This is a genomic window from Martinezella sp. CNPSo 3732, assembly GCF_057784515.1.
Genome location: NZ_JBXSOO010000022.1, coordinates 90924 through 113502 on the forward strand (window position 1 = coordinate 90924; position 22579 = coordinate 113502).

Genomic DNA, 22579 nt, shown 5'->3' on the forward strand with positions numbered 1-22579 from the left:
TGAAAGAGCCGATATGACCAAAGAAACCGTCCTTTCCAACGCCCGCATCGTCCTCGAAGACAAGATCGTCGAGGGCTCCGTGCTGATCCGCGACGGTCGCATTGCCGCCATCTCCGAAGGCAAGTCCGATATCGGCGAAGATTTCGAGGGCGATTATCTGATCCCCGGTCTGGTCGAGCTGCATACCGACCATCTGGAAGCACATTATTCCCCGCGTCCGGGCGTCCGCTGGAACAAGACGGCGGCCATCCAGGCGCATGATGCCCAGATTGTCACCTCGGGCATCACCACCGTATTCGACTGCCTGCGCATGGGCTCGGACGAAGACGGCGGTTTCGAAAAGGGCGAGATGCGCGACATGGCAGACGCCATCCAAGCCGCCCAAAGCGAAGATCGCCTGCGCGCCGATCACCTGATCCATCTGCGCTGCGAAGTCTCCTCTGACAACGTGCTCGACCACTTCCAGGATTTCGAGAAGGACCCTTACGTCCGCCTGGTCTCGCTGATGGACCACGCGCCGGGCCAGCGCCAGTTCCAGACCATGGATCAATATATCTTCTACTATCAGAAGAAGCGCGGGCTCAGCGATGAAGCCTTTGCCAAGTTCGTCGCCAAGCGCCAGGAGGAATCGGCCAAATATGCCACGCCGCATCGCGACGCGATCTCCAAGGTCTGCGCCGAACGTGGCATCACCGTTGCCAGCCATGACGATGCGACGCTCGCCCATGTCGACGAAGCCATCAACTACGGCGTTCGCCTGGCGGAATTCCCGACCAGCATCGATGCCGCGAAGGCTTCCCACGGCGCCGGCATGAGCGTGTTGATGGGCGCGCCGAACATCGTGCGCGGTAAGTCGCATTCGGGCAATATCGCCGCTCGCGATCTCGCTGAGCTTGGCGTCCTCGACGTGCTGTCCTCCGACTATGTGCCGCTCAGCCTGCTGCACGCGCCCTTCATCCTGGCGGATGAAGTCGAGGGTATTTCGTTGCCGCAGGCGATCGCCATGGTGACGGCGACGCCGGCAAAGACGGTCAGCCTGAATGATCGCGGCCGCGTTGCTGAGGGCTTGCGTGCCGATCTTGTGCGCGTCCGCCGCGATCACGGCGTGCCGGTCACGCGCTCTGTCTGGCGGGAAGGACGGCGGGTCGCATGAGCCCGGACGCCAATATCAAGCCGACTAATGTCGGCCTGGCGGATGCGGCGGCGGGCACGCTCGCCGTCGTCGTCGGGCCGAGCGGCGCCGGCAAGGATACACTGATGAATCTCGCCGCGCGGCATTTTGCCGGCCGGCCCGATGTCCACTTCGTCCGCCGCGTCATCACGCGCGATGGCGATGCCGGCAATGAGGACCACAGAAGCGTTTCCGAGGCCGACTTCGATGCAATGGAGCGGGCTGGCGCCTTCGCCGTCTCGTGGGAAGCGCATGGCTTGAAATACGGCATTCCCGCCGACGTCTTCGGTGAGCTTGCGCAGGGCCATCTGGTGATCGCCAATGGCTCGCGTTCGGTCCTGCACCGTTTCCAGAGCGCATTTCCGCGGCTGAAGATCATCAATGTCACGGCGACGCGCGAAGTGCTTGCCGAGCGGCTGATGGCGCGCGGGCGCGAGAGCCGTGAGGACGTGCTGAAACGGCTGGAAAGAAGCTCGCTGACCGTTCAGGGCAGCTACGACGTCGCCGATATCGACAATAGCGGCACGCTCGAAGAGGCGGAACGCGCGATCGTTTCGGTGCTGGAAACGCTGGTTCGGAAGTAACTCTATCCCGATGGCGGCGATCGAAGATCATTCGACCCGCCACACATCCTCATAGCCTTGATCGTCAATGATGAACCGCGTCCCCACCGGAAGATGGAGATATTTGACGACGAGGGGCAGCAGCTCGCTCAGATGCGCTGTATGTACGGGCTGGTAAAAATCCTCGGCGTCGTAGTATTCCCCACAATAGAAAAACCAGCTGATATTGCCGCCCTCGGGCACGGCCTGCCGCGCACCGTGGATCGGCATGCGGCCAAGCGTCGACAGGGCGACCGCCACCATGTCTTCCGGCTCCATTGCGGCTTGCCTTATTCGAGCTCGCTCCCGCTCAGTGCGCCTCATCCCAATTGTGGGCAGCGCGCGCGTCAACCTTCAGCGGCACGGCCATATCAACCGCCGGCATGGCGGCGTTTTCCATGACCGAGACGATGATCGGCGTCGTGCGCTCGACATCGGCATCCTCGACTTCGAAGATCAGTTCATCATGCACCTGTAGGAGCATGCGGACGCGATCGCCCAGGCCAGCCGAAGCCAGCGCCGGCTCCATCTTGATCATGGCGCGGCGGATGACATCCGCGGCCGAACCCTGGATCGGCGCATTGATCGACGCGCGTTCGTTGAAGGCGCGGACGGAGGGGTTGGACGAACGGATTTCCGGGAAATGGATGCGGCGACCGAAGATCGTCTCGACATAGCCTTTATCGCGCGCGGCCTGCTTGGCGCCTTCCATGTAATCGCGAATACCCGGAAAGCGCTCGAAATACTTCTTGATGTAGTCGCCGGCTTCCGAGCGCTCGATCGAGAGCTGGTTGGCGAGGCCGAAGGCGGAGATGCCGTAGATGATGCCGAAGTTGATCGCCTTGGCGCGGCGACGCACTTCGCTCGGCATGCCATCCACCGGCACGCCGAACATTTCCGATGCCGTCATGGCGTGAATGTCGATGCCGTCCTCGAATGCCTGCTTGAGCTGCGGGATGTTTGCGACATGCGCCAGCACGCGCAGTTCGATTTGGCTATAGTCGGCGGAGACGAGCTTGTGGCCCGGCGTCGAAATGAAGGCGGTGCGGATCTTGCGGCCTTCCGCCGTGCGCACCGGAATATTCTGCAGGTTCGGCTCGGAGGAGGACAGACGCCCCGTCGTGGTCGAGGCCAGCGAATAGGAGGTATGAACGCGCTTGGTCTCGGGATGGACATAACTCGGCAGCGCATCCGTATAGGTGGATTTCAGCTTGGTGAGCTGGCGCCAGTCGACGATCTTGCGCGGCAATTCGAAGCCGGCCGCCGCCAGATCCTCCAGCACCTGCGCCGAGGTCGACCATTGGCCGGTCTTGGTCTTGCTGCCGCCTGATAATCCCATCTTGCCGAAAAGGATATCGCCGAGCTGCTTCGGAGAGCCGATATTGAAACGCTCGCCGGCCAGATTGTAGATCTCGTCCTCGAGAGCGGCGGCGCCCTGCGCCAGCTCGCCGGAAAGGCGAGAAAGGATCTGCCGGTCGATGGTGATGCCGCGCTCTTCCATGTGGGCGAGCACCGGCACCAGAGGCCGTTCCAACCGTTCGTAGACCGTCGACAGTTTTTCTGCCGCAAGTCGTGGTTTCAGCACCAACCAAAGACGCAGCGTCACATCTGCATCCTCGGCGGCATAGGCCGTGGCGCGGTCGATATCCACGAGATCGAAGGTGACATTGGACTTGCCGCTGCCGGCCACATCCTTGTAGGCGATCGGCTTGTGGCCGAGCCAGCGCTCCGAAAGGCTGTCCATGCCGTGCGTGGCATTGGCGCCGCCATCCAGCACGTAGGACAGCAGCATCGTGTCGTCGAAGGACCGCGTTTCGATGCCATAGCGCTTCATTAGCAGGTAGTCGTATTTCAGGTTCTGCGCGATCTTCAGAATGGAGGCATCCTCCAGCAGATCCTTCAGGCGCGGCAGTGCATCGCGAAGCGGAATCTGATTGTCGGCCAGGCCGCCGCCCAGCAGATCGCCGACACCGGTCTTGTGACCGAGTGGAACATAGGCGGCGCGGATGGACGCGTCAGTCGGATCATCACGATTGTCGGCGATCGCCATCGAGAAGCCGACGATTTCGGCCTGCATGGCATCGAGCGACGTCGTTTCCGTGTCGAAGGCGACGATACCGGTTTCGCGCGCATCCGCGATCCATTGGTCGAGCGTTGCTATATCGCGGATGGTCACATATTTCGAATGATCGACCGGCGCGCTCGCAAAACTTGCGGCGCGCGCCTTGGCGAGATCCTCGGGCTCTGTGGTGCCATCCAAAGCCAGACGCGCCTTGGCCGACGGCGCCGGAACCGATGCCCCTTCGGCCTCGACCGTGCTGCCGGCGACGAGATCGACATTCTCGCCGACATCGAGATCGGGTCCATGGGCGCTCTCGCCCCATTCGATCTTGACGACGGAAGGCTCGATCGCCGCCGCGTCGCAATCGCACGCTTCCGCCACGCGCCGCGTCAGGGTCGTGAATTCCATGGTCTTCAGGAAGCCGATCAGCTTCGGGCCGTCCTGCGGATCGAGCACCAGCGCATCGAGCTCAAGCTCCAGCGGCACATCGGTCCTCAGCGTCACCAACTGGCGGGAAATGCGGGCAAGCTCGGCATTGGCGATGATGTTTTCGCGGCGTTTCTGCTGCTTGATCTCGCCGGCGCGGGCAAGCAGCGTGTCGAGATCGCCGAACTCTTCCAGAAGCTGCGCGGCTGTCTTCGGACCGATGCCGGGAATGCCCGGGACGTTGTCGATCGAGTCACCGGTCATCGCTTGTAGGTCGATCATCTTGTCCGGCGGCACGCCCCACTTCTCGACCACATCGGGAATGCCGATCTGCTTGTCCTTCATGCTGTCATACATGTGGACCATGGGGGTGACGAGCTGCATCAGATCCTTGTCGGACGAGATGATCGTCACATCGGCGCCGGCCGCCTCCGCCTGGCGGGCGTATGTGGCAATAATGTCGTCCGCCTCGAAACCGTCGGTCTCGATGCAAGGCAGGTTGAAAGCGCGCGTCGCTTCGCGGATGAGGCCGAACTGCGGAATCAGCTCTTCCGGCGGCGCCGAACGGTTGGCCTTGTATTCCGGGAAGATGTCCTTGCGGAAGGTCTTCGAGGAATAGTCGAAGATCACGGCGAAATGCGTCGGCGTCACGCCCACGGAGGTATCGCGCGCCGAGGTCAGCAGCTTCCACAGCATGTTGCAGAAACCGGAGACCGCACCGACAGGCAATCCGTCGGACTTGCGCGTCAGCGGCGGCAAAGCATGAAAGGCCCGGAAAATGAAACCGGAACCGTCGACAAGGAAGAGATGATCACCTTTTTTCATGGAAGCATGGATAGCGTGGCGCATCTCCAACGTCCATATAAACTTCTGCTTTTGCAGCCTGTGGAAAGAGCGAAATCTCTCACCGAAACGTTACTAAGTTTTAATCAATCTAATCTGCGCATTCCCTTGAAAAACCACATTCGAAACCTCAAATCATACTCACCGGCGATTGATACGCCGCGGGTCTGACAACCGGCCTGTCCCCCGCCATGTCAGACTAGGACAAAGGCCTATCCCCTCTCCGGGCCTTTGTCCCTCTTTCATGAGCCGCCATGGCGCCCCCTCCAGGCCATGGCGGCTTTTTCATGTCAAAAAATACAACCTTTGAATGTGAAAAAACTCGCCCGAGTTGCTTATTTCAGAGGGGATCTACCCGAAGAATTGCTGATTGTCTTACTCTTGAATTATGGGCATATTTGCAATCATGGGATTTAATCGGATGGACTCCGCCGCCTACCTTGCCAGTCAGATGGCGAAGGGATTCGCTCGCTCGCTACAGCAACGCGCGGCGAAGCTCGGCTTTTCCCCCGGCCAGTTTCCCATCCTGCTGGAACTGTGGTCCGAAGATGGGCTCACGCAGAAACAGCTGCTCGAGAGGGTCGATATCGAACAGGCGACGATGGCCAATACGCTGTCGCGCATGGAGCGGGACGGATTGGTGGAGCGCCGCCCGCATCCTTCGGACAAGCGGGCGCAACTGGTCTTCCTGACGAACAAGGCCGCAGCGATGCAGGCGGAAGCGATCGAGGCCGCCATGGCTGCGGACACGGATCTCCTCAAAGACTTTCGTCAGTTCGAGCGCGAACTGCTGCTGGAATATATCCGGCGCGTGCTGGAGAATGCCAGGCAGCTCTAGCGCAACTCCAGGGAAGAGCACAGCGGTTTTCTGCCTGGGATTGCATGAAAGGGCTGCACCCTTCAAAGCGGCAAACGCCTAGCCCCGCCCGACCACCTTATCCAGCGCCGCTTGGTATTGGCTGGGTCCGACATCCGGCCTACCGAAAAATATTCCCTGAAGCTGGGCGCAGCCTTCCTCGATGACGATGCGGCGTTGGGTTTCCGTTTCCACACCTTCCGTAACGACAGGCATGTTCAGGCTGTGGCCGAGACCGATGATGGCGCGGACGATCGAGCGGGCTGCCGGATCGTGTTCGAGGGCGCCGGTGAAGCTGCGGTCGACCTTGATCTTGTCGAAGGGGAAGGCGCGCAGATTGCTGAGCGAGGAAAAGCCGGTGCCGAAATCATCCATGACCACGCGCACACCGAGGCGATGCAGCCGCTGCAGGGTCGCGATGACAGTCGTGCGCTCGCGCATCAGAGCCGCCTCTGTGATCTCCAGTTCAAGGCGCTGCGGATCGAGGCCGGTTTTGCGTAGGATCCGTTCGATCTGGTCGTAGAGGGTCGGGATCATGAATTGCAGCGGCGAGAGGTTGACCGCGACATTCGCGGGCTCGCTCCAGCGCGTCGCCTCCTGGCATGCCTGCTGCAGCACCCATTCGCCGATCGCGACAATCGATCCGCTTTCCTCGGCAATGGGAATAAACGTCTCCGGATCGATCACGCCGCGATCCGGATGCGCCCAGCGCAACAACGCCTCATAGCCGCTGACGCTGTCGCTGCCGACATCATAGATCGGCTGATATTCCAGAAAGAGCTGCCGGCGGAGAATGGCCTGGCGCAGGTCGTTCTCGAGCTGGCGGCGCGTGCGCACGGCCTTGTCCATTTCCGCATCGAAGAAACAGGCATGGCCTCGGCCCGCATGCTTGGCGCGATAGAGCGCCATATCCGCATTGGCGTAAAGCTGCTCGGCGCTCGTGCCGTCGCGCGGGTAGATGGCTATGCCGATGCTGACGCCGACGGCCGTCGGATCGCGTGCCGTGTCCATTTCCATGCCGAATTCGGCCAGAATGCGTTCGGCAAGACGCGTGGCCCCCTCGGGCTGCCGGCGCTTCGGCTGGATGATGGCGAACTCGTCGCCGCCAAGCCTTGCCACCGTATCGCCATCCTCGATCGCGCGCTGCAGAATGCCGGCGACCTTGCAGAGGATACGGTCTCCTTCGGCGTGGCCGAAGACGTCATTGATCGCCTTGAAGCGGTCGAGGTCCAGGCAGAAGATCGCGACTTCGCCGCCCCTGCGGTTCACCATCTGCAGTGCCTGGCGCATGCGCTGGTCGAACAGCGAGCGATTCGGCAGATCCGTCAATATATCATGATGCGCCAGATGCTCGATCATCTGCTGCGCCTGGCGGCGCTCGGTCAGGTCGCGCACGACAAGCACGCTGCATTCGTGGCCGCGATAGGTGATGGAGCGCCGCACGGTCTCGACGGGGATCGCCTTGCCATCGCACCCCGACAGCGTCGTTTCCAGCGGAATGGCTGCTTCGGCATGGATATCCATATCGATGCTCAGAAAGACATCCGGTGCGACGCCGATCACCTGCTGCGCCGACCAGCCGGAAATGGCGAAGAACCGCTCGTTCGCGTCGATCACCCGGCCGTCACGGACGATGAGCAACCCTTCCAGCGAAGCATTGGCGAAACCCCGGAGGTCGGTCAAATGACGATCGACGAAGATGGCGCCAAGAGCGATGAGAATCAGACCCATCGCGGCAGCCATGACGATGCCAGCAAGAATGCTTCGATCCATGGCGAGGGCAGCACCCGGCATGCCTACTTCGGGCGTCAGCGTGACGCCGCTCATCGCGGTGAAATGCAGGGAGCAAATCGCAAGCAGCAGAAGAAGAGCGCCTGCCATGATGCGCCTGAAGCCATGAAGGCTGCGAAACAGTAGGAAAGCCAGCGAGGAGAAGACGCCACCCATGGCGACTGAAGCGACGACGCGCGGTATATCGAAGGAGAGCTCTGCCGAGGCTTCGATGACCTGCATGCCCGTGAAGTGCATGGCGGCTATTCCAAACGCCATCAGCATGCCGCCGACCGCAAAGGAAACGCGATTATCCCATTCAAAGGCAACGGCAATGGCAAGCCATGAGCCGACGATGGCAAGAACCACCGAAAGCACGGTCAGGGAAACACCATAGGAGATCGGAAGACTGCTCCGATAGGCGAGCATGGCGATGAAATGCGTTGCCCAGATGCCGACACCGCTGGCAAAAGCTGCGGCAACAATCCAGTAGCGACGCTGATGCGACTGGCATTCCTGCGCACGCGAAAAAAGGAGCATGGTGGCAAGGCTGCCGATAAGGCAGATGACCGCCGCTACAACAATAAGCCTGACGTCATGATCGTCACGAATACATGCAATCACTGAAAACATTACGCGTCTCCAGAATACGCTTCTGGATTGACGTTATTTCTAATAATCTAAAAAACTTGTAAACTACATACGCAACTAATCACATAAGAGCGGGCCCCGATCGAAAGGCGCAAGCTACGGTAAATTTTCGGTTTTAACGCCTCGAAACCCGCCGGGCTTTGGTCTATCGTCCATCCAAATCTCATGTAAGGAGTCGGATATGACCGATCTATCGCCCGTTCTCGACCGCGCCGATCAGAACCTCCCTTCCAGTCTCGACAACCTGTTCGAGCTGCTGCGCATCAAGTCCATCTCGACCGACCCGGACTACAAGGCCGAATGCCGCAAGGCGGCGGAATGGCTGGTCGTCTACCTGAATTCGCTCGGCTTCAAGGCTTCCGTGCGCGACACGCCCGGCCATCCGATGGTGGTCGCCCATCACGATGCCGGCAGCGCAGATGCTCCGCATGTGCTGTTCTACGGCCACTACGACGTGCAGCCGGTCGATCCGATCGAACTTTGGGAAAGCGATCCCTTCGCCCCGGCGATCAAAGACCTGGGCAATGGCCGAAAGATTCTCGTCGGCCGCGGCACCTCCGACGACAAGGGCCAGCTCATGACTTTCGTCGAGGCTGTGCGTGCCTATAAGGAAACGAGGGGCGCCCTGCCCGTGCGCATCACCATTCTCTTCGAAGGCGAAGAGGAATCCGGCTCGCCCTCTCTCAAGCCCTTCCTCGAAGCCAATGCCGCCGAGCTGAAGGCGGATTTCGCCCTCGTCTGCGACACCGGCATGTGGGATGGCGATACGCCAGCAATCTCTGCTGGCTTGCGCGGGCTTGTCGGTGAGGAAATCGTCATCACCGCAGCCGACCGCGACCTGCACTCCGGCATCTATGGCGGTGCTGCCGCCAACCCAATCCATATCCTCACCGATATCCTCGCCGGCCTGCATGACGAGACAGGACGCATAACGCTTGCCGGCTTCTACGATGGTGTGGAGGAAACACCCGCCAACATCAAGGCTTCCTGGGAAACGCTCGGATTGACGGCCGAAAAATTCCTCGGCGAAATCGGTCTCGCGATCCCGTCGGGCGAAAAGGGCCGTTCTGTGATGGAACTCACCTGGGCCCGGCCGACGGCCGAGGTGAACGGAATTACAGGCGGCTATACAGGCGCCGGCTTCAAGACCGTGATCGCGGCCAAGGCATCGGCGAAGGTTTCCTTCCGCCTCGTCGGCCAGCAGAACCCGGCAGCGATCCGCGAGAGCTTCCGCGCCTATGTGCGCTCCAAGATCCCTGGGGATTGCTCGGTGGAATTCCACGAGCATGGCGGCTCGCCGGCCATTCAGCTTTCCTACGATTCACCGGCCCTGACCAAGGCGAAGACGGCGCTCTCCAACGAATGGCCGAAGCCCGCCATCGTCATCGGCATGGGCGGATCGATCCCGATCGTCGGCGATTTCCAGAAGATGCTCGGCATGGAATCGCTGCTGATCGGCTTCGGCCTCTCCGACGACCGCATCCATTCGCCGAACGAGAAATACGAGCTGCGCTCCTATCACAAGGGCATCCGCTCTTGGATCCGCGTGCTCGACGCACTCGCCGGCTAAGCCATCCGCGGGTGCGCGCGTCCTTGTGCGCCCCCGCGGCCACCCCCACCGGATGGCAAGCGGATGCCGTCGTCCGAAGCGAAGGGCCGAGACGGCCGTCGCGTCAATTCATACCCGCCGATGAGATAAGACATGGGAATTTGGATCGATACCGATATGGGGTTCGATGACATCGCCGCCATCCTGGTGGTCGCGCATTCGGATCTTGTCATCGACGGCGTTTCACTTGTCAGCGGCAATGCGCCGCTGTCTCATGTCCAGGCCAATGCCGCGAGCGCGGCTGCGGTCTTCAGCTGGACGTTTCCGATCCATACCGGACGTGAGCTGCCCGTGCTTTGCAAGCTGGAAACGGCACAGAGCATTCTCGGCCAGACCGGCATTCCCACTGCGGGCAGAAGCCTGCCGCCAGCCAACCCGCTTGCGGCGAGCGATGCTTTTACCGCACTCTGCGACTGGCTTTCCGACGACAACAGCCCGAAGCGCATCCTGGCGCTCGGGCCGCTCACGAACATCGCAGCGCTGGCGCTGGCACGGCCGGATCTCGCCACCCGCATCGACGAGCTGACCTGGATGGGTGGCGGCGTCACGGCGGGCAATCACACGGCCTCGGCGGAATTCAATGCGTTTGCCGATCCGGAGGCGGTTGCGATCGTCCTTGCCCACGGCCTGCCATTGCGCATGGTCGATCTCGATATCTGCCGCAAGGTGCTGGCCTGGCCGGAAGATGTCACCCATATCCGGAAGATGGCCGGAGAAAAGGCACAGCTGCTCGCAGACCTGCTGGAAGGCTACATCAACATCGCCGTCAGCCGCGGCAGACCGGCCATGGCGATCTACGATCCAACGGCGGCAGCCATTTTCGTCGAACCTGACATCGCCGCCCTACGGCATGCCCGGATCGATGCGGAGTTGCAGGGGCAGCATACGCGCGGGCGCACCGTCGTCGAAACACGGGCCTCGCATGGGCAATTGAATGCGCATTTCGCCGCCGAGATCGACGCGGAAAGGGCACGCCGAATCATCTTCGATGCGCTGATGCGGGAAGCCGGCCGCTAGAGCAATTCCAGGAGAAATGCATAGCTGCTTTCCGTCCGGAATTGCGTAAAAACAAAGGGGTAGAGCTTTTTCGCGGTTCAAAAAAAGCGGAAAGGCTCTAGGCATTTTGCTCCGGAACGAAGATCATCGCTGCCTGCCTCCTATGCCCGTTAGGCTCGATCAAAGCTCCGCTTCACGAAACGCGTGATTTCCTCGATCAGTTCGCGATCCTCCGGCGCCCCCATGAAGCCGCCATGCGGCATGGCTTCGAAGACGTGGAGCTCGACGGGAATTTCTGCGCGACGCAGGAGGCGGTGCATGCGCACGGCATTGGACAAAAACAGGTCCCGCGTGCCGCTCTGCAGAAATGTCGGCGGAAAGCCCTTGGAAAAATCGCCGAAGAGCGGCGAAAGATAGGGATGGGTGAGATCCGCACCTTTGGCATAGAGCAAATTGTTCGGCATGAGCGATCCCGGCAGCACGACATCGACGAGCCGATTGACCTGAAAGCTATCTCCCGACTCCGTGAGATCCAGTTCGGGCGAGAGAAGAACCAGCGCGGCGGGCAGAGGCAAGCGTTCATCGCGGGCACGCAATGTCACGGCGGCCGCAAGGTTGCCGCCAGCCGAACGTCCACCGATAATGATGTTTTCCGGCCTATATTGCCTCAACAGATGACGATAGACCGCCATGCAATCATCGAGTGCCGCAGGATAGGGATGCTCCGGCGGCATCCGGTAGTCTATGGCGTAGCAGCGGATGCCATGCTGGTCGGCCTGGCTCTGCGCTCCCGCGCGGCAAGCGGCTCCGCCGCCGACGACCAGCGCGCCGCCGTGAAGATCGATGTACGCGTACTCTTCCGGGAAAGCGCCATCCGGCGTCGCGATATGGACGCAGGCCTTCTCGATCTGCACCGTCTGCACGCTGGCGCGCGCCTGTGCCGCCATTCTTTCCGCTGCGGCTTGATAGTAGACATCGGCAAAGGCCTTCAGCTTCATCCAGCCATCGAAATCGCTTACATCGGGCATGACATGCAGCGCATTCAAGGGGATGCCGTCTGCGCCGACGGCCCGACGCAGCGCCTCCTGTGCGGCCTCGCTTATCGAAGCCGGAAACGGCACCGTCCGCTCCGGCAGTTTCACTCCATTGAATTTATCGCCCATGATGCCTCTCGGTAGGTTTGCCGGCGAGCGGGCGCCGACCTCTTGATTGCTATCGGGATCAGGCCGTCAGTTCCTGCTCGACCAGTGTCGTCCAGAAGGCCACGCCCGAGGCGATCGCCTCGTCGTTGAAATCATAGGCAGTATTGTGATGCAGGGCGCCGTCGACGGCGGGACCGTTGCCGAGCCAGACGTAACAGCCGGGAGCATTCTGACCGAAGAAGGCGAAGTCGTCGCCGGCGGTCGATGGCGGAAAACGGGTCAGCACGTTCTCGCCAAAGACCGTCGTAGCAGCTTTCAGCGCCCGCGCCGTGGCATCGGCATCGTTGACGACGGGCGGTATGCGGCGCTCGAACTGATAATCGGCGGCAATGTTGAACATGGCTGCAGTCCCATGCGCCAGGCGTCCGATCTCCTCTTCCAGCTGATCGCGGACCTCCGGCGTATAGGCGCGCGCAGTGCCGCCGATCTCGACCGTATCGGGAATGACGTTCAATGCCTTCGGATCGCCCGCCTGCAGCGAGCAGGCACTGACGACGGCCGGCTGCAGCGGATCGACGACGCGGCCGACAATGGTTTGCAGCGCGGATAGGAAGGTTGCCGCTGCCGTGATCGGGTCCTTGCCGAGATGCGGCTTGGCGCCATGGGTGCCGGTGCCTCGGAAGGTGATGCGCCAGCTGTCCGACGAGGCAAGCTGCGGCCCTTCGATAACCGCCATCTCGTCGACCGCAAGACCGGGCATATTGTGCAGTCCGTAAACGGCGTCGCAGGGGAAGAGATCGAAAAGGCCTTCGTCCACCATGCGCTTGGCGCCGCCACGACCCTCCTCAGCCGGCTGGAAGATGAAATGAACCGTGCCGGAAAAGCCACGCTTGGCGGCAAGGTGACGGGCGGCACCGAGCAGCATGGTCGTGTGACCGTCGTGTCCGCAGGCGTGCATCCTGCCGGGAATGGTGGATTTATAGGGGCGATTGCCCTTTTCCGGCATGGCAAGCGCATCCATGTCGGCGCGAAGGCCGATACGGCGTGTGCCATTGCCGATCTGCAGCGTGCCGACGACGCCGGTCTTGCCGAGGCCGCGATGCACCGTCAGCCCCGCTTCTTCCAGCAAGGTGGCGACGATGCCGCTGGTGCGTTCCTCCTCGAAGCCGAGCTCCGGATGGGCATGAAGATTGCGGCGAAGCGAGGTTAGGAAAGGAAGATCCGGCTCGATCTCATCGGGAAAAGACATGGGGAGATTCCTTCGGCATTGGGCATGATGACGGCGTGCCTAAAGCGCACCGCGATCTTTCAGATTCGCTTCTTGCGCTTTAGGACCTTGAATTGACGCATGTCGTTGTCGCAAAACCGCTGCACACTTTTGCGCGACATGCCTTATCTTCCCCAAAGCATCGCCTGCTTCAACTCAAATGACGCTCAGGCCTCGAGCTTGTTGAAGACATGTGCCTTTCCGATGACGCTCACTGAAACCATGCTGCCGACCTCGGGCAGGCCGACTCCGGAGCTCTTGATATTCAAGGTTTCGGAGCCGTTGGCGTTGGAGAGTACGACCGTAACGGCGCAAACGGCACCGCCGAATTCGATTTCCGTCACCTTGCCGATGCAGGCAGCTCCCGCACCGGACGCGTCAATGGCCTCAAGGCGCAATTGCTCGGGCCGCAACATGATGTCGGTACGTCCCTGACGGTTATCGGCATCGACTGCAATCTGCCCCAGGACGCATTTGGCAGACCCGTTATCAAGATCAGCCGAAAGTACGATGGCATCGCCGAGAAAGAGCGCCGTCTCGCGATCCCTGGGGCTGAGATAGAGCGCCTGCGGCGTGCCGGCCTGTATAAGCCTGCCCTCGCGCAGGACGGCAACCTGATCGGCAAAGGACAACGCCTCCGCCTGATCATGCGTCACCAAAACCGCGGTTATACCGGCGATCTGCAGTACACGGGCGACGGCCTTGCGCATGTTTTCGCGCAAGCCCGTATCGAGGGCGGAAAAAGGCTCGTCGAGCAGCATCAATCGCGGCTTGCGGCCGAGCGCGCGGGCAAGCGCCACGCGCTGCTGCTGGCCGCCGGAGAGCTGATGCGGGCGGCGATCGAGCATGCCGCGGTCGAGTTCGACCATATCGATGAGGGCATTGATGCGCTGATCGCGGTCGCGGGCGCCGCGCTCCATGCCGAAACCGATATTCTCCGATACGCTCAGATGCGGAAACAGGGCGCCATCCTGCGAGACGATGCCGATGCCGCGGCGGTGCGCCGGCACGATGGCCTCTCCATCGGCCAGTGTTTCGCCTTGAAGCACCACTTGGCCGGCATCGGGGGTCTCGAAGCCGGCGATGATGCGCAGCAGCGTCGTCTTGCCAGAGCCGGAGGGGCCGACGATGGCCGTGCGACTGCCGGCAGCCACAGTGAGGTCGATATTGTCGAGCGCCTGCACGGGACCATAGCGCTTGCTGATATTCTTGATCGCCAGAAAGGTCATTGTCCGGCCGTCCGCTTGGATTGCGCGTAAAGGAGAAGAGTGAGCGGCAGCGACAGCACGACCATCATGAAGGCGTAGGGTGCTGCGGAAACATAATCGATCTCGCTGGTCAGCGACCAGAATTTCGTCGCCAGCGTTTCTGTGCCGTTGGGAGAGAGCATCAATGTCGCCGTCAGCTCGTTGGTGATGCCAAGGGCGACGAGCGCGACGCTGGCGGCAAAGCCGGGAGCGGCAAGCCGCATGGTGATCTGCCGCACGGCTTGCGCTGGTGTTCGGCCGAGCGCCATGGCGGCGCGCTCAAGCTCGACGGGTGCCTGGGCGATGCTGGCGCGCAGACCGACCATGGCGCGCGGCAGGAACAGCAGGACATAGGCGAGCAGCAGCGTGGCAAAGGTTTGGTAGAGCGGCAGGATCAGCCGGACGGTGATTGACACCAGGGCCAGGGCGACGACGACCCCGGGCAGCGAGCCGACATAATAGTGGCAGGCTTCTAGAATGCGCTGCAGCCGGCCGGGTGCACGCACCGACAGCCATGCCATGGGGGTTGCCGCAACGGTGGCGAGGAGGCCGCCGGCGATCGCGAGAAGAATGGTCTGTAGCAAGGCCGAGCCGACCGTGTCGATCCGCCAGACGCCTGCGCCGCCGAGATAAAGCCAGCGCGCCAGGGTGACGAAGGGAACACCGAGCGTCAAGGCGGCGGTGACGATGGGCAGCGCGACAGCGGGAACGACGAACCAGCCGAGACGGCGGCGATCCGCGGGGCGGGCGGCACCCGAGCCGATGCGGGCATAACGCTCGTTGCCGCGCACCAATATCTCGATGCCGAGCAGCAGCAGGCAGCAGAAGACGAGGACGCCGCCGAGCATATTGGCCGCCGGGCTATTATAGGCGGACTGGAACTGGTCGACGATCGCCGTCGAAAACGTGTCGAAGCGGATCATCACGTAGAGACCATATTCCGCGAGGAGATGCAGGCCGATCAGCAGCGAGCCGCCGCAGATGGCGAGGCGAAGCTGCGGCAAGATCGCGCGGAAGAAGACGCGCCAGGGACCGAGGCCGAGCGAGGCGGCGGCATCCTCGATCGCCGGATCGAGCCGGCGCAGGGCGGCCGCGACCGGCAGGTAGAGGAAGGGAAAATAGGCGAGCACCGAGACCAGCACACCACTCCAGAGCCCGCGCATGCTCGGCACGAGACTGACCCAGGCATAGCTGTGCACGAAGGCGGGGACGGCAAGCGGTGCGGCCGCCAGCCAGGACCAGAGGCGTGCGCCCGGAATATCGGTGCGCTCCGTCAGCCAGGCGAGCGTGACAGCCAGCAGGATGGACAGCGGAATGGTGCAGACTTCCAGCAGGACGGTATTGACGAGCAGCTCGCCGACGCGGTTCCGGAAGATGAGCGCTATGACTTCGGCCCAGCCGGTGTCGATCGTGATCCAGACGATGAAACCGAGCGGCACCAGGCTTAAAAGCGCGACGGCGGAAGCAAGGGCGACGACGGAAGCATGCCGGACGCGGCTGCGGGGGGCAGCCGTCAACGGGGGCATTCGCATGGCGGCGGCCTCGCCGGCATATGTGTTCTTCTGCAGCAAATCCGAGCTGCCTTTCACGCCCTGAAATAGGAAGGCAACCGCCGCTGACGGCGGTTGCCCGATCGATCGGCCTTAAAGCCATCCTCATGCCCCTAGCAGGGCAGGCGGATGGGATGCAAGAGCCAAGCCCGCGCGAAAGCCTGCTAAACGTGCTTCCGCGCGGGCCTTTACGCTAGATGAGACCCGCTTCCGTCATCAGGTCGGTGACCTTCTTGCTGTTCAGCTTCGAAGGCTCGACTTTCGGAGCCTGGAGGTCGGAGAGCGGAACGAGCTTCGGATTGGAAGCCTCACCATTGCCGACAGCATATTCATAGGAATCGCCATCGCGCAGAACTGCCTGACCGCCCTTACCGGTGATCCACTTCAGGAAAGCCTGCGCTTCCTTCTGATGCTGGCTGGATGCCAGAACGCCGCCGCCGGAAATGCTGACGAAGGCGCCCGGATCCTGGTTCTTGAAATAGTGCAGCGAGACATTCTTGCTGTTTTCGCCGGTCTTGGCCTGATCGCCGAACCAGTAATAGTGATAGATGACAGCGCCTTCGGTCTCGCCGGCATTGACGGCCTTCATCGCGACGCTGTTGCCCTTGTAGAAGCTCGCATTTTCCTTCATCGCCTTCAGCCAGGCGCGGGTCGCGTCTTCGCCCTTCAGCTCCAGAAGTGCACTGACGATCGCCTGGAAATCGGCGCCGGCGGGCGAAGCGCCCCAACGGCCCTTCCACTTGGGATCGGCGAGATCGAGGAGCGATTTCGGCAGATCGGCTTCCTTCAGCTTGGTCTTGTCATAGGCGAAAACGGTGGAACGGGCGGCGACGCCGACCCAGTTGCCATCGGCTGCCTTGAAGGTTTCCGGCACCTGGGCGAGTGTCGCGGCATCGACCGGAGCGAAGAGCTTGTTGGCATCGACCAGAGCCATGCCCGGCGAGTTTTCCGTCAGATAAACGTCTGCCGGAGAGGCGGCGCCTTCCTGAACGATCTGGTTGGCAAACTGCATGTCGCTGCCGTTGCGGATCGTGACCTTGATGCCGGTTTCCTTGGTGAAGCCATCCGCCCATGCCTGTGTCAGCGCCTCATGCTGGGCATTGTAGACGACGATGCCTTCGGAATCGGCGGCATTCGCCATCATCGGAGCGACAGTAAGGCCTGCAGCAAGCACCAGCGCGCTGGTGAGATGAGAAAAGGAAAAAGTCATTAAGTCCTCTCGCTTGGAAGCCACCGTCATCGGGCAGCGATGCGGTAGCCTATATTTTTCCTGACCGTTTTTTTCAAGTTTACACTTGGGTCTCGTTATCACAAAAGTTTGAGAAGAGAGTCAAGTTTTGACGGATAGCTTGCGACGGTTTCGGAGCCGCGCAGCCTTTGTGAGGCATTAGGCACTGCACCGCCGGTCGCGTGACGCGGCCTGAACGAAAAAAGACCGCGGCACCTGCATGCCGCGGTCCTTTTCGATTTCGGAACATTCCGTCTCAGTTGTCTCGGGTCTCCAGCGTCTTGCTGAAGAAGATCGCGACCAGCGTGCAGACGACGCCCGACAGCAGATAGAGGCTGGTATAGACGAGGCCGAACTGGCTGGAGAGGGCAAGCGCCACGAAGGGCGCAAAACCGGCGCCGATCAGCCAGGACAGATCCGACACAAGAGCCGAGCCGCTGTAGCGATAGTTCTGGCTGAAGCGAGAAGCGCTGGCGCCGGCGGCCTGACCGAAGGAGAGGCCGAGCAGCGTGAAGCCGAGAACCACGTAGATGTGGCGGCCGGTCGCGCCGCCATCGAGCAGCCAAGGGGCGACGAAAGCGAAGCAGGCGATCAGCACAGCGCCGATGGCGAGCTGATTGCGACGGCCGATCCGGTCGGCGAGCAGACCAGAACAGATGATGGCAAGAATGCCGCAGATCGCGCCAAGGAATTCCACCAGCAGGAACGAACCCGAGCTCTGCTCGCTATAGAGCGTAACCCAGCCGAGCGGGAAAACCGTCACCAGATGGAAGGTCGCAAAGCTTGCCAGCGGCACGAAGGCGCCGATCAGGACGTCGCGGCCATGCACACGCAACAGCTCCGTCATCTTTACCGGCTCGAGCTCATGGCGCTCCAACAGCGTGCCGAATTCCTCGGTCGCCACCAGGCGCAAACGGGCAAAGAGCGCAACGACGTTGACGGCGAAGGCGCAGAAGAAGGGATAACGCCAGCCCCAATCGAGGAAGTCCGCCGTCGTGAGGCTCGTGACGAAATAGGCAAACAGAGCGCTTGCCAGCATAAAGCCGATCGGGGCGCCAAGCTGCGGGATCATCGCATACCAGCCGCGATGGTTCGTCGGAGCATTGAGCGCTAGGAGCGAAGCCAAGCCGTCCCATGCGCCGCCCAGCGCAAGGCCTTGACCGATGCGGAAGATGGCAAGCAGGATGATCGCGTAGACGCCGACTTCCGAATAACCGGGCAGGAAGCTCATGGATGCCGTGGACCCGCCGAGCAGAAACAGGGCGATCGTCAGCTTGACGCCACGGCCATAGGTGCGGTCGATCGCCATGAAGATGAACGAGCCGATCGGACGGGCGATGAAGGCCAGCGCGAAGACCAGGAAGGAAAGCATCGTGCCATGCAACGGGTCGGCGAAGGGGAAGATGAGCTTCGGGAAGACCAGAACCGATGCAATGGCATAGACGAAGAAATCGAAGAATTCCGACGTGCGACCAATGATCACGCCGATGGCGATGTTGCCGGGGGCGACCGAGCCGTTCGCATGCATGCTGCGGGCATCGCTCTCCAGAGTTGAAGATGTGGGATTTAATGATTCATGCGTTACGCTGACCATGCGCGGGAGCCTCCCTCTCCGAGCACGAATTCCTCCACGAACTCGCGCGTAATGAAAATGTCGATCAAACGTGCGAACATATCAAGTATCCAGCATGAAATAATTCGCAAATTAGCAATCGGTCGAGCCATTATCTGCCTTTGGCGCCGCGTTCCGGACGAAGAAGAACCGCCGATGATAGCCATTTGTTCCGATCCAGGTATATTAGCGCCGGCAAAAGCGAACTGCTTGATAGAAAACCTTCTGGATTTCCGGGGGTTTTCCCGATACGTGGGACAGCATTCCATACCGCAATGCACTCAAGCTTGCTGCGGTGCGACGAAACACCTCATATCGTTCATGACCGCCGTCCTTTAGTCGCGGTAGGGTCGAAACAAAAAGAGCTTTAAGACGTGCCAAGACTATCGAAGATTTTCAGCCGTTTGTCCGTCATCCCGTTGTTTTTGCTGCTATCAAGCTGCAATCTGGTGGTGATGGCTCCCTCCGGCGATATCGCCATGCAGCAGCGAGACCTCATCATCATTTCGGTCGTGCTGATGCTGATCATCATCATCCCGGTGATCTTCCTGACGCTGTTCTTCGCCTGGAGATACCGCCAGTCGAACAAGGAAGCGACCTACGAGCCGGATTGGCATCATTCGACACGTCTGGAGCTGGTCATCTGGTCCGCTCCGCTGGCCATCATCATCGCGCTCGGCGCGGTGACCTGGATCAGCACCCATCAGCTCGACCCCTATCGGCCTCTCGACCGCATTGCCGCCGACAAGCCGCTCAGCGCCGACGTGAAGCCGCTGACGGTCGAAGTAGTGGCGCTCGACTGGAAATGGCTCTTCTTCTATCCGGAATACGGCATCGCCACCGTCAATGAGATGGCAGCTCCGGTCGACCGTCCGATCAATTTCAAGATCACGGCCTCGGCCGTCATGAATTCCTTCTTCATCCCGGCGCTGGCAGGCCAGATCTACGCCATGCCGGGCATGGAGACGAAGCTCCACGCCGTCATCAACCATCCCGGCGAATTCCAGGGCCTGTCGGCCAACTACAGCGGCGCCGGCTTCTCGAACATGCGCTTCAAGTTCCACGGTTTGGATCAGGCCGGTTTCGATCAATGGGTCCAGAAGGCAAAGAGCCAGGGCACGGCGCTCGGCCGCCAGGAATATCTGGCGCTTGCCAAGCCCAGCGAACGCGAGCCGGTACGCTACTTCAACGCCGTCGACGACGGGCTCTACAACGCCATCCTCAACATGTGCGCCGATCCGAGCAAGATGTGCATGAGCGAAATGATGCATATCGACGCCAAGGGCGGCGGCGGTAAGGAAAGCCACGAAAACCGCGAGCGACTGATCTACGACAATCGCGATGGCGCCTCGGCCGAGGTCACGCCGGTCAAGGCCGACGGCGGCGCCGGTCACACCATGCAGCATGGCGACAACTCCATGCCGGGCATGGATATGGGCAACGGCTCTTCTTCCGATTCGTCGACCGGTTCGGCGCAGCATCAGGGTCATTGATCCGGTGCGCTCAATAACAAGACATTCATAAGGGACAGAGGCAATCCATGTTTTCCAACCCGGACCTCTACAAATTCATCTTCGGTCGGCTGACGCTCGACTCGATCCCGTATCACGAACCTATTCTGGTCGTGACTTTCCTCGGCGTCGCCATCGGCGGCATCGCCGTTCTCGGGCTGCTGACCTATTTCCGCCTCTGGGGCTATCTCTGGAAGGAATGGTTCACCAGCATCGACCACAAGAAGATCGGCATCATGTATGTCGTGCTGGCGCTGATCATGCTGCTGCGCGGTTTTTCCGACGCGCTGCTGATGCGCCTGCAGCAGGCGATCGCCTTCAACGGATCCGAAGGCTACCTGCCGCCGCATCACTACGACCAGATCTTCACCGCCCACGGCGTCATCATGATCTTCTTCGTGGCGATGCCCTTCGTCACCGGCCTGATGAACCTCGTCGTGCCGCTGCAGATCGGCGCCCGCGACGTTTCCTTCCCGTTCCTGAACAACTTCTCGTTCTGGATGACGACGGCCGGCGCAATCGTGATCATGATCTCGCTCTTCATCGGCGAATTCGCCAAGACCGGCTGGCTGGCCTACCCGCCACTTTCCGGCATTGCCTATAGTCCAGACGTCGGCGTCGATTATTACATCTGGGGCCTGCAGGTCGCGGGTATCGGAACGACGCTCTCAGGCATCAACCTGATCGCCACAATCGTCAAGATGCGCGCGCCGGGCATGACCTTCATGAAAATGCCTGTTTTCACCTGGACCTCGCTCTGCACCAACATCCTGATCGTTGCGTCCTTCCCGATCCTGACCGCTACGCTCGCTCTGCTGACCCTCGACCGCTACGCCGGCACGAATTTCTTCACGAACGACCTCGGCGGCAATCCGATGATGTATGTCAACCTCATCTGGATCTGGGGCCACCCGGAAGTCTACATCCTGATCCTGCCGGCCTTCGGCGTCTTCTCGGAAGTCGTCGCAACCTTCTGCGGCAAGCGCCTCTTCGGCTACGCCTCGATGGTTTACGCCACCTGCGTGATCATGATCCTCTCCTACCTCGTCTGGCTGCACCACTTCTTCACGATGGGCTCGGGCGCCAGCGTGAACTCCTTCTTCGGCATCACGACGATGATAATCTCGATCCCGACGGGTGCAAAGCTCTTCAACTGGCTGTTCACGATGTACCACGGCCGTATCCGCTACGAGCCGCCGATGCTGTGGACCGTCGGCTTCATGGTGACCTTCACCATCGGGGGCATGACCGGCGTCATGCTCGCGGTTCCGCCGGCCGACTTCGTGCTGCACAACTCGCTGTTCCTGATCGCCCACTTCCATAACGTGATCATCGGCGGCGTGCTCTTCGGCATGTTCGCAGGCGTCAACTACTGGTTCCCGAAGGCCTTCGGCTTCAAGCTCGATCCTTTCTGGGGCAAGATGAGCTTCTGGTTCTGGCAGATCGGCTTCTGGTTCGCCTTCATGCCGCTCTATATCCTCGGCCTGATGGGCGTCACCCGCCGCGTCAGCCAGTTCGACGATCCGTCGCTGCAGATCTGGTTCATTATCGCCGCCTTCGGCGCCGGCCTCATCGCCATCGGCATCGCCTGCTTCCTGATCCAGCTCGCCGTCAGCTTCATGAAGCGCGAAGAGCTTCGCGATCATACGGGCGATCCCTGGGGCGGCCGCACGCTGGAATGGTCCACCTCGTCGCCGCCGCCGGCCTACAACTTCGCCTTCACGCCGATCGTCTACGATCACGACGCGTGGTGGGACATGAAGAACCGTGGCTATGTCAGGCCGACCGAAGGCTTCATTCCGATCCACATGCCGAAGAACACCGGCACCGGCATCATCCTCGGCGTTCTCTCCATCGGCTTCGCGTTCGGCATGATCTGGTACATGTGGTGGCTTGCCGCCGTTACCTTCGTCGCGATGATCGTCATCACGATCGGCCATACCTTCAACTACAAGCGCGACTACCACATCCCCGCCGACGAGGTCGTCAAGACCGAGAACGAGCGTACGAAACAGCTCGCAGGACAGGTGTAAGAC

16 protein-coding genes are annotated in these 22579 nt (G+C 61.1%); 7 read left to right on the forward strand and 9 right to left on the reverse strand.

Going from position 1 to position 22579, the window contains the following annotated elements:
* Nucleotides 1-13: 13 nt before the first annotated feature.
* Both AC13RM_RS27030 and phnN read left to right on the forward strand, forming a co-directional pair.
* Nucleotides 14-1153, forward strand: coding sequence for an alpha-D-ribose 1-methylphosphonate 5-triphosphate diphosphatase (locus tag AC13RM_RS27030; RefSeq protein ID WP_488555875.1), 1140 nt, complete (start codon nucleotides 14-16; stop codon nucleotides 1151-1153).
* Nucleotides 1150-1755, forward strand: coding sequence for a phosphonate metabolism protein/1,5-bisphosphokinase (PRPP-forming) PhnN (gene phnN / locus AC13RM_RS27035; protein ID WP_488555876.1), 606 nt, complete (start codon nucleotides 1150-1152; stop codon nucleotides 1753-1755). Before AC13RM_RS27030 ends, phnN begins: the two co-directional genes overlap by 4 nt.
* A gap of 27 nt (nucleotides 1756-1782) precedes the next feature.
* Here phnN and AC13RM_RS27040 read toward each other — a convergent pair whose 3' ends face one another.
* Both AC13RM_RS27040 and polA read right to left on the reverse strand, forming a co-directional pair.
* Nucleotides 1783-2097 carry an immunity protein Imm33 domain-containing protein gene (locus tag AC13RM_RS27040; protein WP_488555877.1) on the reverse strand — a complete coding sequence of 105 codons (315 nt, stop codon included), beginning with the start codon at nucleotides 2095-2097 and terminating at the stop codon, nucleotides 1783-1785.
* Nucleotides 2084-5086 (reverse strand): DNA polymerase I, encoded by a 3003-nt coding sequence (gene polA / locus AC13RM_RS27045; protein WP_488555878.1) that lies wholly within the window; start codon nucleotides 5084-5086, stop codon nucleotides 2084-2086. Before polA ends, AC13RM_RS27040 begins: the two co-directional genes overlap by 14 nt.
* 439 nt (nucleotides 5087-5525) lie before the next feature.
* Here polA and AC13RM_RS27050 point away from each other — a divergent pair, with 439 nt between their 5' ends.
* Complete coding sequence (locus AC13RM_RS27050; RefSeq protein WP_095433561.1) at nucleotides 5526-5942, forward strand: MarR family winged helix-turn-helix transcriptional regulator; 417 nt, start codon at nucleotides 5526-5528, stop codon at nucleotides 5940-5942.
* A 78-nt stretch (nucleotides 5943-6020) separates the two neighbouring features.
* Here AC13RM_RS27050 and AC13RM_RS27055 read toward each other — a convergent pair whose 3' ends face one another.
* Entirely contained in the window at nucleotides 6021-8363 is a 2343-nt protein-coding gene (locus AC13RM_RS27055; protein ID WP_488555879.1) for a bifunctional diguanylate cyclase/phosphodiesterase, read from the reverse strand.
* Between the two features lie 199 nt (nucleotides 8364-8562).
* Between AC13RM_RS27055 and AC13RM_RS27060 the strand changes: the two genes are divergently transcribed.
* Both AC13RM_RS27060 and AC13RM_RS27065 read left to right on the forward strand, forming a co-directional pair.
* Nucleotides 8563-9951 carry a M20/M25/M40 family metallo-hydrolase gene (locus AC13RM_RS27060; protein ID WP_285175758.1) on the forward strand — a complete coding sequence of 463 codons (1389 nt, stop codon included), beginning with the start codon at nucleotides 8563-8565 and terminating at the stop codon, nucleotides 9949-9951.
* A gap of 132 nt (nucleotides 9952-10083) precedes the next feature.
* On the forward strand, nucleotides 10084-11007 hold the full coding sequence (locus AC13RM_RS27065) for a nucleoside hydrolase (RefSeq protein ID WP_285175757.1): 924 nt from the start codon (nucleotides 10084-10086) through the stop codon (nucleotides 11005-11007).
* Nucleotides 11008-11156: 149 nt separating this feature from the next.
* Here the strand turns inward: AC13RM_RS27065 and AC13RM_RS27070 are convergent, their stop codons facing one another.
* From AC13RM_RS27070 to AC13RM_RS27095, 6 genes are all read right to left on the reverse strand, one after another.
* Nucleotides 11157-12149, reverse strand: coding sequence for an alpha/beta hydrolase (locus tag AC13RM_RS27070; RefSeq protein ID WP_285175756.1), 993 nt, complete (start codon nucleotides 12147-12149; stop codon nucleotides 11157-11159).
* Between the two features lie 58 nt (nucleotides 12150-12207).
* Nucleotides 12208-13377, reverse strand: coding sequence for a M20 aminoacylase family protein (locus AC13RM_RS27075; RefSeq protein WP_374823520.1), 1170 nt, complete (start codon nucleotides 13375-13377; stop codon nucleotides 12208-12210).
* A 185-nt stretch (nucleotides 13378-13562) separates the two neighbouring features.
* On the reverse strand, nucleotides 13563-14624 hold the full coding sequence (locus AC13RM_RS27080) for an ABC transporter ATP-binding protein (protein WP_374823517.1): 1062 nt from the start codon (nucleotides 14622-14624) through the stop codon (nucleotides 13563-13565).
* Nucleotides 14621-16174 carry an ABC transporter permease gene (locus tag AC13RM_RS27085; protein ID WP_374823617.1) on the reverse strand — a complete coding sequence of 518 codons (1554 nt, stop codon included), beginning with the start codon at nucleotides 16172-16174 and terminating at the stop codon, nucleotides 14621-14623. Before AC13RM_RS27085 ends, AC13RM_RS27080 begins: the two co-directional genes overlap by 4 nt.
* Before the next feature lie 211 nt (nucleotides 16175-16385).
* The gene (locus AC13RM_RS27090) at nucleotides 16386-17402 is read right to left on the reverse strand and encodes an iron ABC transporter substrate-binding protein (RefSeq protein ID WP_113233691.1); all 1017 of its coding nucleotides are present in this window, start codon (nucleotides 17400-17402) and stop codon (nucleotides 16386-16388) included.
* A gap of 274 nt (nucleotides 17403-17676) precedes the next feature.
* The gene (locus AC13RM_RS27095; RefSeq protein WP_285175750.1) at nucleotides 17677-19014 is read right to left on the reverse strand and encodes an MFS transporter; all 1338 of its coding nucleotides are present in this window, start codon (nucleotides 19012-19014) and stop codon (nucleotides 17677-17679) included.
* A 392-nt stretch (nucleotides 19015-19406) separates the two neighbouring features.
* Between AC13RM_RS27095 and cyoA the strand changes: the two genes are divergently transcribed.
* The gene (gene cyoA, locus AC13RM_RS27100) at nucleotides 19407-20525 is read left to right on the forward strand and encodes a ubiquinol oxidase subunit II (RefSeq protein WP_488555880.1); all 1119 of its coding nucleotides are present in this window, start codon (nucleotides 19407-19409) and stop codon (nucleotides 20523-20525) included.
* Between the two features lie 47 nt (nucleotides 20526-20572).
* Nucleotides 20573-22576: a cytochrome o ubiquinol oxidase subunit I gene (gene cyoB / locus AC13RM_RS27105; RefSeq protein ID WP_488555881.1), complete on the forward strand. Its 2004-nt coding sequence runs from the start codon at nucleotides 20573-20575 to the stop codon at nucleotides 22574-22576.
* Nucleotides 22577-22579 lie beyond the last annotated feature (3 nt).